Annotated in this window: 8 protein-coding genes; 6 read left to right on the top strand and 2 right to left on the bottom strand. The window is 67.3% G+C overall.

The window, feature by feature from the left end; all coding sequences use genetic code 11:
• Positions 1-268 precede the first annotated feature (268 nt).
• From FHR04_RS21080 to FHR04_RS21075, 3 genes are all read left to right on the top strand, one after another.
• Complete coding sequence (locus tag FHR04_RS21080; RefSeq protein WP_170214021.1) at positions 269-442, top strand: hypothetical protein; 174 nt, start codon at positions 269-271, stop codon at positions 440-442.
• Between the two features lie 420 nt (positions 443-862).
• The gene (locus FHR04_RS18590; protein WP_139404703.1) at positions 863-1,618 is read left to right on the top strand and encodes a hypothetical protein; all 756 of its coding nucleotides are present in this window, start codon (positions 863-865) and stop codon (positions 1,616-1,618) included.
• A 213-nt stretch (positions 1,619-1,831) separates the two neighbouring features.
• Positions 1,832-1,972, top strand: coding sequence for a hypothetical protein (locus FHR04_RS21075; RefSeq protein WP_170214020.1), 141 nt, complete (start codon positions 1,832-1,834; stop codon positions 1,970-1,972).
• Between the two features lie 507 nt (positions 1,973-2,479).
• Here FHR04_RS21075 and FHR04_RS18585 read toward each other — a convergent pair.
• Complete coding sequence (locus tag FHR04_RS18585) at positions 2,480-7,375, bottom strand: DUF4132 domain-containing protein (RefSeq protein ID WP_139404702.1); 4,896 nt, start codon at positions 7,373-7,375, stop codon at positions 2,480-2,482.
• Between the two features lie 2 nt (positions 7,376-7,377).
• Positions 7,378-7,782: a hypothetical protein gene (locus FHR04_RS18580; RefSeq protein ID WP_249039214.1), complete on the bottom strand. Its 405-nt coding sequence runs from the start codon at positions 7,780-7,782 to the stop codon at positions 7,378-7,380.
• 1,025 nt (positions 7,783-8,807) lie between these two features.
• Here FHR04_RS18580 and FHR04_RS18575 point away from each other — a divergent pair.
• The 3 genes from FHR04_RS18575 (at position 8,808) to FHR04_RS18565 (ending at position 12,206) form a co-directional block, all read left to right on the top strand.
• Complete coding sequence (locus FHR04_RS18575) at positions 8,808-9,782, top strand: LacI family DNA-binding transcriptional regulator (protein ID WP_139404701.1); 975 nt, start codon at positions 8,808-8,810, stop codon at positions 9,780-9,782.
• Positions 9,779-11,008 (top strand): extracellular solute-binding protein, encoded by a 1,230-nt coding sequence (locus FHR04_RS18570; protein WP_139404700.1) that lies wholly within the window; start codon positions 9,779-9,781, stop codon positions 11,006-11,008. The genes FHR04_RS18575 and FHR04_RS18570 overlap by 4 nt, the downstream gene beginning before the upstream one ends.
• Positions 11,009-11,111: 103 nt before the next feature.
• Positions 11,112-12,206 (top strand): carbohydrate ABC transporter permease, encoded by a 1,095-nt coding sequence (locus tag FHR04_RS18565; RefSeq protein ID WP_139404699.1) that lies wholly within the window; start codon positions 11,112-11,114, stop codon positions 12,204-12,206.
• Positions 12,207-12,222: the final 16 nt, after the last annotated feature.

Raw genomic sequence — 12,222 nt, 5'->3', positions numbered from 1 at the left:
ATCGGCGGGTTTTGGAGTCGTCACACACCCAAAACACCGCCGTTTATCCTGCCGATTCGCAACCTGTCACACGTTCAGGGATTTCCCGTCCAGCACAGCCTCAACTCGAAGATGTCCGGTACAGAGCCCCATGTCTAAAGCCAGGGGCTTGCGTGAAGCTCTCAATTGAATCTCAAGGCGACTTCACACAGCCTGGACGGATTCGCCTGCAGGGCGGCAGATGATGGACCTCTACGCGTGCCGTCTCCACCCCTTCCAGGAGGTCACCATGACAAAGTCTACCCATAGCCCACAGGCGCCGCAGAACGGTGTGGTTGAACCGGACAAGGCAGCCCAGCAGCAGCCCGCCCCCGAAACCCCCAGCACGGCCAGGCCGGACCAGACGCCGCGGCCCGAGGATCACGGGCGCCCCAGCGACGACAGCGATCCGGGCCACAGCTGAACCTGCCGCCCCCCTGCCAGTCGGCTCAGCCACTGGCGCGGACGCCGGCCCGCCTGCTGGAGGTAACATAGAGGCTTGAGCCCTGACCACACCGCCCGCCCTCTCCCACCACACGAACATCTGCGTCAACTCCACCACGTGTATGGCCCCCTGAGTCCCGCGTTCGTGGCCGAAGAACTCGGATGCACCTCCCATGAGGCGGCGCGTCACCTCTACGGCCCTCATGCTGCCGGGTTCTGCTGGGTCAGTTTGGCGGACCTGGCCCAGCTGTCTGCCGTGAAACCAGTTCATTTGAAGCGCTGGGTGCGGCGCCATCACCTGCAGTGCGCGCCGCAGCAGGGGCAGGGACGCAGCGCGCCTCTGTACCTCCATCTCGACGATGCTCGCCAGTTCCTGGCTCTGGGTGCACAGACCCGGGGCGTGACTGCGGACGCGCTGCCGCGGGTCACGTCAGAAGCCCTGGCACCCTCTCTCGCAGCTCAGCAGGTCACCCAGGCCACCACGGATGTGGACTGGCAACTGGCGCGGCAGGCCACGTGGCCGATGACGGTGGAGCGCCTGGCGGAAGCGGTCTTCGCTTCCCGTGCCCCGTCCGCTCAGGGGCGCACCCGGAGCCTGCTGCGAGTCTGGGAAGCGCAGGGACGGGTCGTCTGCTTTGCCCGGGGACTGTATGACCTGGTGCGTCCTGCCCTGGTCCTGGATCCAGGACGTTACGGGCGCAGCGTTCTGGCGAGGGCAGACCTCCAGAAACTGCGCGCCCACCATCCGGAGCTCGCCCACTGGCCCAGTGGGCCTCTGGCGGCGGCCTGGCGGGCCTACAGTCATTTCTATGCCCGGACGCTGCTGCCCGTCATGGACCGTGGGGAGCCCACGTTGCTGGAATACCTGCTGGTGCGGCAGTTGCAGCCGGATGAGCTGCCGGGCCAGGTGGACGCCCGATACGAGGAGCGGTGCCGGGAAGCGGCGTTTTACCGGGTGATTCCTGCTCCGGCCCAGAGCCTGCCTGCAAGAGCGCAGCCGGCGTTGACCGTCGAGAACATAGAGGCGGGCCTGATCAACTTCAAGGAGAGGGCTGAGGCGACCCGGCTGAAAATGCAGCGCGCCTTCGGCACAGGCCAGGCCTCCGGCAGGGGCCGCAGGACAGCGGGCTCCAGAGACGTGCGGGAGCGCGCGTGATGAGAGGTGCAGATCACGGATCTGGCGTCGCCGGGCACGGGTAGAGTGGGTTTCCAGGCGGTCATATTGGGGGCAGCCGCGTGGTACAGAGCCTGCGGGTGGGCACGCCTGCATCGGTGACGAGGAGGCCCGGCATGTCGCGGCCTGATCTGTCAGCGGGCCTGGCGCACCGGCTACCGGGGCTGCAACCTGATCGGTGTAGGCGGGGTCCAGGTGCTGTGGCTCAATCGCAACCCGCGGGGGCAGGAGGGAGCGGGCAGCCTGGCCGGGGAAGCAGGCACGCTGCTGGAGGTCCGGTTCATCAACGCCCTGACCCCAGCCTGCCTGCCCCAGCTGACCGCGCCGCTGGCCTGAAGGGCCTGTACCTCAGCGTGAACTTCCTGGGAGAAGCTGGCGCCCTGAAGGGTGCACGGCGCTGGAACTGCTGAGGTTGACGGGGTAGGGGACCAGCGACGCTGGCCGGACCGCCCTCATGGAGACGGCTGCCGGACAGTCTCACCTGGGCTCACTGGACCTGCACGACGCGCCGAGTGCCCGGGTGCTGGGCCGGCGCGCAATACCGGTGCCCCAGCGGCCCACCGGGCGGCCCTGAATGTGCTGGAGCAAGAACAGCCACTCCGCAGCCTGAACCTGCCAGGATTGCAGGGCGCGGCCGGACGGACCCACCACGCGCCGCCGGGCCTGCGCCTCAACATCGCTGGCGCCCGCCCACGCGGCAGCCCAGCGGGCCTGTCCCCCGAGGACGGACCCCAGCAGCGTTCGCAGCGTGTGCAGCTGAGGCCACCTTCAGCAAAAAACAGGGCCGGAGAAATCCAACCTTCTCCGGCCCTGGCGTTCACTGTGTCCACTCCGCGCCCGGGCTCAGCGCAATTGCTCCAGGATCGTCGGGTCCTGAATCTTCTTGTCGTCGGCCAGCAGCAGCACCTTGCTGATCACCTCCGCCGTTTTGGGGTCTGGATCGGCGAACGGCAGGAACAGGCGGCCCGCGTGCTGGTTGTGAACCGGGATCACGCACAGGAAGCCGCCGGGCATGCGGTGAACCGTGCCGCTGCCCAGATGGACGGTGTAGTTGGCATACTGCCCGGCAATGAGAGCGTGGCTGTGTTCCAGCCGCACGTTGCCCAGCCCCAGCAGGCGCAGGGTTTCGCGCAGCAGGTCCGTCCGCATCTCCACGGTACTCAGGCTGGCCTCGGGGTCGACGCCGCCGACGTGGGCCACGCCCACCACCAGATCCAGGTCACGAAGGGTCTCGCTCAGAACGCGGGGCGGCACCTCGGTCAACGGAACCAGCCGCGCCCGGCCCAGCTCGTCGGTCTCGTCCTGACGCACGAAATAGACGGCGTTCAGGGCGGCGCCTTCCACCTCGTTGGGGGTGCCGTAGCCCACCGCCGTGTCCACCCAGACGTTCAGGCCCTCGTGGTGGAAGGTCTTGCGGACGCCCTCCTCAGGCACCGTGACCCAGCCGCGCGCCTTGAACAGCGCGGCGGCCTTGCCCGGCTGGACGTGGTGGCCCGCGTAACGCCCGCTGCGAAGGGCGCCGTGGCCCTCGGCGGCGGTCAGCGGGTAATACTCGCGGAAGGCCTGCTTGAACGGCTGCGTCAGGCCGCCTTCCATGATCTGCTGCTGAAAGGCGGGCCACTGACCGCTCTGGTACAGGTCGTGTGGGTGCGCCAGCCGCAGCGACTGCTCGCCGATGTCCTGCGGGCCGGACGGCGTCTGGAGCTGGCCGCCCTGCCGCCAGCCCAGCGTGGACTCGTCCAGCACCCACAGCAGGCTGTCCAGCATCGGCGCGATCACCGGATGACGGCCCAGATCAGTCAGTTCCTGCGGCGTGAAGAAGTCGCCGCGCACCATCGCCTCTTCCAGCGCGGCGCGCATCCGTCCACGGGTGGCCTTGAGTTCCGTCACGGCCGCACGCAGGGCCACCACCTCGGGCTTTTTCTTGAGGGCGGGCGGCAGCGTCTTGAGCGGTTTCTCGCCGCGCCGCAGGGTCAGGCTGGCCTCGCCCTGGGGGGTCATCTCGATCCCCAGCGTTACGCCGTCCGCCGTCACCGTCGCCTGCCAGTCGGGGGCCATCCTGGCCTCCATCGCCCAGGTCAGGCGCTGGGGATCGCTGTAGCCGGCGCTGCGGGCCAGGTTCTGCATGCCGATGTCGGCGGCCAGGCGCTCGCTGGCCTGCCGCTGCGCCCCGAACTGGGTGGCCCCCCGGCGAAAGTCGCTCAGGACGCGGTAGCGGTCCTCCAGTTCTTTGGCTGCTTTCGCCCTGGCCCGGCTCAGAGGCAGCAGCCCCAGCGCCCGCACCGCGTCCTGGTTGCGCTTGTCGTGGATGCGGGCCCGCAGCTCGTCTTCTGCCAGCTCTCCCAGGATGGCCCGTGCGAACAGTTCGGCGCGCTTGTGGCCGCCGCTGCTGCTGGCGTACTTGGCCGCGTCCAGCAGGGCGGCAAAACGTTCCTTGCCCAGGGCTTTGTTCATCCCCCTGAACCAGGCCACGTCCACCGCGCCCTCGGTCAGGTCACCCGCACTCAGCGGGGTGCGCTCGGCGATCTCGGCCTCCCAGGCGTCGCGGATGTCCTGCGGCACGCTCCAGTTGCTCTCCTTGGTATGCGCGTGCAGCCAGTACACGCCGCTGCGCAGCCCCTTCCAGCCCAGCGTGGCGGCCACCAGATCGGCCCACTGCGGCGCGAACATCGCCAGGTCCAGCAACCGGGCGTCCGTCAGCTTGAAGTCTTTCACCAGCGCGGCGAACGTGGCGGGCGTGTCCCCCGGCGCGGGAAACGACACCCGGATCAGGTGGCTGAAGGTCACGTCGCGGCTCTCGTTGCGGCCCTGGTAGCCACGCTTGAGCGGATTCCTGCCCAGCCCGGCCAGCAGACGCAGGGCGAGCGCCGCGCCCGACGCGCTTTGCAGGGCCAGGGCAGGCTGCGTGGCCGGGGTTTCCAGATCGCCGCGCGTGACCTCCACCTCCAGCACGCGGGCGCGGACCGTGTCCACCGCCGCCAGCCAGTCGGGATGGGTCGGCAGATGGTCGCGCAACTTGCGGCGGGTGTACTCGTTCAGGTCACCAAAATCGTTGCCGGAGAAGTAACCTTCCCGTTCCGTGCGGGGGCCAATCAACTGATCCAGCAGGTCTGTTTGGCCTGCCCACCCACGCTCAAAAGCCAGCAGCAGCAGACCAGTGTCAGGCCGCCAGCGCGGCAGGTTCGGGAAGGCGGCATTCTGATACAGACTGACGCGCCAGAACCGCTGGAGGACGTCATCTGGCTGGCGGTAGATCGGGAGATTACCCCGGAGCGGGGAAAGTAAGCTGCGGGGATCCTCGGAGCGCCAGGTGGACTCAGGATGTTTGAGCACCTGCGTGTCCTGCGGCAGGTAGGCCAGGGCCGTCTCCCAGGCGTCCAGGGCCAGCGTGGTGTCCAGCCCGCCCCGGAACCTGTCCAGCAGGTAGGCGTGGACGGCCCGCAGCAGATCGGCGTGTTCCAGCCACAGCGCCGCCAGCGGCCCCAGCGTGCGGTGAAGGGTCTGGCGCAGGAGGTGCTGTCTGGCCTCGTTGAACTCCAGTGTGGCCTGAATCTCCTCCGCGTCCTCATCGTCGTCCAGATCATCCAGGTCGTCCGCTTCCAGCTCAGCGTCGAGTTCTGCTGCGGTGGTGTCCTTGCGGGCCACGTAATGTCCCAGGGCCCAGCCCATGCGGGTCAGGTCGCCGTCCTGCGCGCCCGCCCGGCCCGCCCACCAGCCGTCCCACAGCTCGGCCAGCGGCATCGCGCCGTCACTGTTGGGGCGCAGCATCCAGCCTGATACGTTGCCCAGCAGGGTGGTCTGCTCGCCGTCGTAGCCCACGCCCAGCAGCGGCAGTTCGCGGTTGGCGGCGATCAGGGCGTCCAGGCTGCGCAGCAGTTCGGCGCCACGCGCCACATCCTTCGGATAATCACGCGCGCGAACTTCCAGCGGCCCGGACGTGGTCCGCTCTGCGGGATCAAACAGGCCCAGGCCGTCTTCCAGCGTCAGCTGCTCCTCCGGCTCGGTCAGCCGGGCATACAGGGTCTGCTCGCTGACATTTTTGGGCGCAAAGTCGGCGGGCGGCGCGGCCCCCACTTCCTGAAGCAGTTGCAGTCCGGCCTGACGCTGATCGGTGTTGCTGGTCCTCAGCAGTTCCAGGGCGCTCGCTTCCGCCAGCGCGGCGTCGCGGGCCAGCAGGCGGATCAGGCCCCGGCGCAGATCCGCACTCTTGCGCCTCAGGAGACTCTGGATGACCCCAACTTCCTCTGGATTGGGGGTCAGGTGCGCCATCACCTCCACCGTGGCCTGCGACACACCGCTGTTGCGGTCTTGCAGCAGGGTCAGCAGCAGTTCACGGGTGGGCACGTCGATGGGCTGAATCTGTGCCTTGTGACGCTGCTCAATTTTCTTGAGGACGTACGCCTTGCCGTCACCGCTCATCGCGTTCAGGTGGGGCGCCAGGTGCGAGATGTGGGCGTCGCCCAGCACGGCGCTCAGGGTATCCATCGCCTCCGCACGCGGGGGGAGGTGGCCCAGCCAGGGAAAGAGCAGCGGCTGATGAGCGGATTCGCCCGATCTGGCGGCGTCCGGCAGGCGCTGGGCGTAGGCCAGGTAGTCTTCAAAGGTCAAAGCGGGGGCCTCGTCTGGCGGGCTCCAGCGGTTGACCATTCCCCCGGCCAGGGCGGCCAGGCGCGGGTCTGGGTCACGGATCAGGGCTGCCTGCTCGGCCTGACCCAACCGCCCAGCGGCCAGCAGGAACTGGGCGGCGGCCATGCGGCGCTCAGCGTCGGCGTCCTCAAGCAGTGGGCGCGCCAGTTCGGCAGCCTCGGCAGCGTCGCGCATCGCCAGGACGTACAGCGCCAGGTAAGCCTCCACCCCGGAGCTGCCCTGCACGGCGTTGCGGGCGGCGGCGCCGTCTTCCAGATAGGCCAGCGCCCGCGTCAGCAGGCCGCGCACCACCTTCAGATCGCTCACGTCGTAGTTCAGACCGAACCACACGCAGGCCGCGCGCAGGACGGCGGCGAAGCGCAGCAGGTCTTCTTTCAGGATCAGGCGCAGCAGTCGCGTGAACGGTTCTGGCCCAGCCTCGTCGACTGTTTCCAGGATCACCTGCCGCAGCCCTTCCTGGCGCTGGGCGGCCAGCAGCAGGCCTTCGGCTAGAGCCCACGCTTCAGGATCGGTGCTGGACAGCAGTGCCAGCGGCACGTGCCGGCCCATGCGCGCCACCGGGTGCCCGGTGGACGCCGTGTCACGCAGAATCTGGAACACCGCCGCGTCGCCGTCGCTGACCGCCTGCCCGATCAGCAGGCCCAGGCTGTGTGAACTCCAGGCATTCAGCAGCCCGGCATGCACCGCGAACCATTCCACGTTCTGCGGGTAATCGCGGGTGGCCTGCCAGGCCGCCATCAACCACGAGGCCGCCCGCACCGCCTGCACGCGCTCGCCCGGCGCACGGAAGGCGCGGCGGGCGTACCCCTCCGGGTAGGGATGACGGGTCAGCAGGGCGTGGATGGTCCGCTGGGCGGGAGCGGCTGCCTGGGGAAAAAGCAGGGCGGACAGGTCGCGCTGATCGGCTTCGGAACTGCCGTGCAAAAAGTCGGCCAGCCCCGCCTCGCGCCCCTCACGCTCGCGGTAGTCGCGCGGCTCTTTGAGCAGTGGGCGCACGAGTGCAGCGAGTTCGGGAGACGCGGCGTGCAGGCGCTCTTCCAACGGGGCCTTCCACGGCTGCTCGAACGTGCGCAGATAGTCCTGAACGTCCATCCTCAGCCCCCCGCCAGCGCGGTGAGGCGCAGCAGCAGCAGCGTGCTGTCGGCGCGCAGAACCAGGGGTTGATCCAGGTTCTCGATCTGCTCGTCGTCCACAAACACGTAGTACAAGCCGTCGCCGAAGGCGGTGAGTGCTGTTTGGGTGGCGTCCTCGGGCGTGACGGTGCCGCTCCGCTCCTGGGGGGCCACGCTGATCCGGCCCACCGCCGCGCCGTCGCTCAGGTCCTGCTGGGTCAACACCCGCAGCAGACCGACGCTCTCCTGCCGCGCGTGGTAGGCGGCCAGCTCCTGGTGAACCAGATGTCCCAGCAGGCTGCGCAGCGTCTGGGGGCCATCCGGCAGGGGCGTGGGGCGGCGTTCAAAGGGGGTGCGGCGGCCAACGATCTTGGTTTCGACAATCATGAAAAAACCTCGCTCTGGGTGGGGGTGGTTTGAATGGTGCTGAATTTCACCATGGATTGTAGCGGCTGAGATTGATTATGTAAATAGCATAATCAGGGGTAGAATTTGTGATTGCCGAGAGTGGGCTGTCAGGTTCCGCGCCATTCAAACTGCGCAGCAGTCGGGTGGGAATGGCCGGTGCGGAACACGTCAGTCCGTTGAGGCCTGAAGTCGGGATCGCCCGAAAGCGACAGCGCGACGCCGGCCAGGCGGGGTTCGTGTGGAGGCCAGGACCTCTGGTGACCGTGGTCCCCGCACGCGCCTGAACTCCACCTCTTCACTCAAGGGGCGCGCAGCCCCACACACTTTGGGAATCGGAACACAATGGCCTTCTGGAGCAAGCAGGAAGCAATCTCAGCCGGATGCCGTGTCGATCGACATCTTAGGGATCGTCCGGCCCTGCTGGTATGGGCCAGGGCGTTGCGGACACCTCGGGATTGAGCAGCCGCCACCCGCGTCGCGCACGGCGGAGACGCCCGTCTCCGGAAGCCAGGAGGCGTGCCGGGGCTGGCCGCGGACGTGGAGATCCGCCCGCCCAAGGCGTGCCGGCCGGGGTTGACTTGCGAGGGCAGTCTGCCTTCTGGCCGCTGTCCGTCTGGACGCAGCGGCGGGGACGCTGACCGTTCGGTGTTCCATGTCGATTGCGGCCCATCGTCTGGCAGCGGGACTGCGGTGTGCCGCTCGGCTGACATGCCAAGGGCCGTCAGGTCTCCGTGTCTCTGAGCGACGACCGGCGGCGCTCGGCGGGAATGCCCCCGCTGAGCACCAAGGGCTCAGCCGGCCACTTGACATTTTCCGCATAAGGCGCACAATGGGGATTGTAACCGCTTACAAAAACCAGCATCCCCCCAAGTCAATTCAGGGATTGTCCTTCGCGGGACGAGATGAACGCCAATAAACGCCCCTGTTGTAAGCGGTTACAGTACGTGCCGCGCTGGTCACTCCTGGCCCTCGCTTCCAGCCTCCAAAGGAGCCAAGCTGAAGGTATGCGATCCTCCCGGCCCACCATCGACGACATTGCCCGCGAGGCTGGTGTCAGCACCGGCACGGTCAGCCGCGTCCTGAACGGACACAGCACCGTGGCCGCCCGGACGCGCGACCGCGTGCAGGACGTGATCGTCCGGCTGGGCTACACCCCGGACCCGGCCGCGCGTCATCTGAGCTGGCGCACAGGCCAGACGTTGGGGCTGTCGTTCGACCACGATGACCCCGTGCTGCACCCTTACATGATCCTGTTTCGCCGCGCGCTGGAGGCGGGCACGGCGCACCAGGGCGTGCAACTGCTGGAGCTGCGGGCCGATCTGACCCGCCTGACCCGGCTGCCCAGCGCCGTGCTGGTGATGCACGCCATCGACGGGGACCCGCGCCTGGATTTCTTGCGAGCTGTCGGGGTCCCTGCCGTTCTGATCGGTCACCATCCCGATTTCTTCTGGGTGGCCCCGGACGATGTGGAGGGCGCGCGGCTGGCCACGGAGCAACTGACCGGGGCCGGACACCGCCAGCTCGCCTTCCTAGGGGCCGGGCCCAGCCAGGTGGCCCAGGACCGCGAGCGCGGCTTTCTGCGGGCCGCGGCGGCGGTGGGCGCCCACACCCTCAGCTTGCCCAGCGATTTCACGGTGCTGGGCGGTTACCGCGCCGTGCGCCGGGCCTGGGAGACCGGCACCCGCTTTACCGGTCTGTTCGCCCAGAGTGACGAGAGTGCCGCCGCCGCCGTGGCCGCGCTGGAGGATCTGGGCGTGCGGGTGCCGCAGGACGTGAGCGTGGTGGGCTTTGACGGCCTGCCCGAACTGCCGCTGCCGATCCGGTTGACCACGGTGGCGCAGAACATCCCCAGCATCGCGTCCACCGCGCTGACGCTGGTGCAAGAAGCCATCGCGGGCCTGCCCCCGCGCGGCGAATTTATCCCCGTTGAACTGATTCGCGGCGCCACCGTTGCGCCATTCCCCGGAGGGAAGCCATGAAAAAAGCACTGTTTGCCAGCCTTGCCGTCCTCGTTGCCGCTGGTGCGGCCTCGGCGCAGACCACCATCAAGATTAACGGCTACGGCGGGCAGGACCCGGCCATCGTGGGCGATCTGATCAACCGCTTCGTGAAGCCCGCGCTCGCCAAGGACAAGATCACGGTGGTCTACCAGCCGCTTCAGGGCGACTACAACCAGCAGCTGACCACGCTGCTGGCGGCCGGGAACGCCGGAGACGTCTTCTACGTGCCAGGGGAAACGCTCGACGGCTACGTCGCCACGGGCAAGCTGCTGCCCTTGAATGGCGTCGTCAATACCACCCCGTTTATCAAGAGTCTGAATGACGCCTTTACCCGGGGCGGCAAGACCTACGCCGTCGCCAAGGATTTCAACACCCTGACCCTGGTGTACAACAAGGACATCTTCGACGAGGCCAAGGTGGCCTATCCCAACGACAACGACACCTGGACGAGCTTTCAGAACAAGCTGGCCGCGGTGAAAAAGGCGCTGGGCAACGACTACTACGGCGCGTGCCTGGCCCCCGAATACGCCCGCATGGGCGAGTTCGCCTTCGCGGCAGGCTGGCAACCCTTCGACAGCAAGGGCAAGACCAACCTGCTGGATCCGGCCTTTGTCTCCGCCTTCAACTACTTTACTGGTCTGAGCAAGAACAAGGTGGCCGTGCAGCCTTCGGAGCTGTCGCAGGACTGGTCTGGCGGCTGCCTGGGGTCGGGCAAGGTGGCGGTGGCCATCGAGGGCAACTGGATCGTGGGCTTCCTCAAGGACAACGCGCCCAACCTGAAATACGGCTCGGCGCTGATCCCCAAGAACGACAAGACCGGCAAGCGCGGCAACTTCGTGTTTACCGTGGGCTGGGCCATCAACTCGGGCACCAAGAACAAGGCGGCGGCAGCCAAGGTGCTGAACATCCTGACCAGCCCGAACGTGCAGCAGTATGTGCTGGAGCAGGGCCTGGCGATTCCCAGCCGCACGTCGCTGCAAAGCAACGCCTTCTTCAAAAAGGCCACCCCCGGCGCGGAGAACAGCAAAGTGGTGTTCCAGGGCGCGTCGTCGGGCACCGTGCGGCCCTACTACTTCGGCACGCAGGGGCCGGACTGGGCCAAGCCGATCAATACGGCGCTGGCCGCCGTGCTGAGCGGACAGAAATCCAGCGCCGACGCGCTGAAGCAGGCTCAGCAGGAGATGAATATCCTGCAAAACCGCTGAGCTGAGCAGTTGACGCTGAGCAGTTGATTTGGGGGGCAGCAGGTGGGCGGCGCCGTGATGAGGGCCGCCCACGGCCCCAGCGTTTTCCCGCCGGAGGGCCGCCATGCTCAAGAAGGGACAGACCTCAGCCGCCTACCTGTTTCTCGCGCCGTTTCTGATCACCATCGGAATTTTCTTCTTCTACGCCTTTGCGCGGGCCATCTACTACTCGCTGACCGATTTCAACCTGTTCAATACGCCCAGGCTGATCGGCATCAAGCCCTATGCCGACGTGCTGGCCGATCCCCTGTTTCAGCGCGCCCTGGCCAACAGTCTGGTCTTCGCGGTGATCACCACCACCCTGCAAACGGTGGGCGCACTGTTGATGGCGGTGGCGCTGAACAACAAGATTCGCGGGATGGCCTTCTTCCGCTCCGCGTGGTACATGCCCAGCATCACGTCCAGCGTGGTCATCACCCTGATTTTCCTGTGGCTGTTCCAGCGCCGGGGCGTCGCCAACTACGCGATTACCCAGTGGCAGGCCTTCTTGCCCTACACCCTGACCCTGATCGGCGTGCTGATCGCCGCGCAGGTGGCGCAGGTGCTGTGGGAACGCTCGCGCGGGCTGCCCGCCGGGTGGTTCGATCCGGCGCTGGCCGTTGTCAGTCTGCTGATCGCCGTGGCCGTGACCGCCATCCTGGGCTGGACGGGCGTGCTGTCGGTGCGGGACGTGGCCCCCTACGATTTCCAGTATTTCTCGGACCGCTGGATCAGCCTGGGCGGGGTGCAGATTCTGAGCATTCCCATGCTGGTGATCATCATCCAGAACACCTTCACCACCATCCCCACCCTGATGCTGTTCTTTCTGGCGGGCCTGCAGAACATTCCCGGCGCGCTGTACGAGGCCGCCGACATCGACGGCGCGACGTCCGCGCAGAAGCTGCTGAACGTGACAGTGCCGATGCTGCGGCCCGTGACCTTTTACGTGATCACGGTGGGCCTGATCGGCACCATGAAGATGTTCGATCAGGTGGCCGTGATCGGCAGCGCCGCGCCGCAAAGCACCCTGATCACGCTGGCGTATTACGTCTACACCAACACCTTTAAAGCCGGGGCCGCGCCGGTGAACATGGCCGCCGCCGCCGCCATCGTGCTGGCCGCCATCATTCTGGTGATGGTGTTCCTGCAACGCCGCTTCATCAGCTCGGACGCGGTATGAGCCGGCCCGCGTCTGT

The organism is Deinococcus radiopugnans ATCC 19172, assembly GCF_006335125.1.
Classification (GTDB): Bacteria; Deinococcota; Deinococci; order Deinococcales; family Deinococcaceae; genus Deinococcus; species Deinococcus radiopugnans.
Note: the sequence above shows the minus strand (reverse complement) of the source record. Positions and strands in the feature narration are given on the sequence as shown.

What these genes read in the sequence shown, in the direction of transcription:
- FHR04_RS21080 (WP_170214021.1), top strand. Translation starts at nt 269, where the DNA reads ATGACAAAGTCTACCCATAGCCCACAGGCGCCGCAGAACGGTGTGGTT.
- FHR04_RS18585 (WP_139404702.1), bottom strand. Translation starts at nt 7,375, where the DNA reads ATGGACGTTCAGGACTATCTGCGCACGTTCGAGCAGCCGTGGAAGGCC.
- FHR04_RS18580 (WP_249039214.1), bottom strand. Translation starts at nt 7,782, where the DNA reads ATGATTGTCGAAACCAAGATCGTTGGCCGCCGCACCCCCTTTGAACGC.
- FHR04_RS18575 (WP_139404701.1), top strand. Translation starts at nt 8,808, where the DNA reads ATGCGATCCTCCCGGCCCACCATCGACGACATTGCCCGCGAGGCTGGT.
- FHR04_RS18570 (WP_139404700.1), top strand. Translation starts at nt 9,779, where the DNA reads ATGAAAAAAGCACTGTTTGCCAGCCTTGCCGTCCTCGTTGCCGCTGGT.
- FHR04_RS18565 (WP_139404699.1), top strand. Translation starts at nt 11,112, where the DNA reads ATGCTCAAGAAGGGACAGACCTCAGCCGCCTACCTGTTTCTCGCGCCG.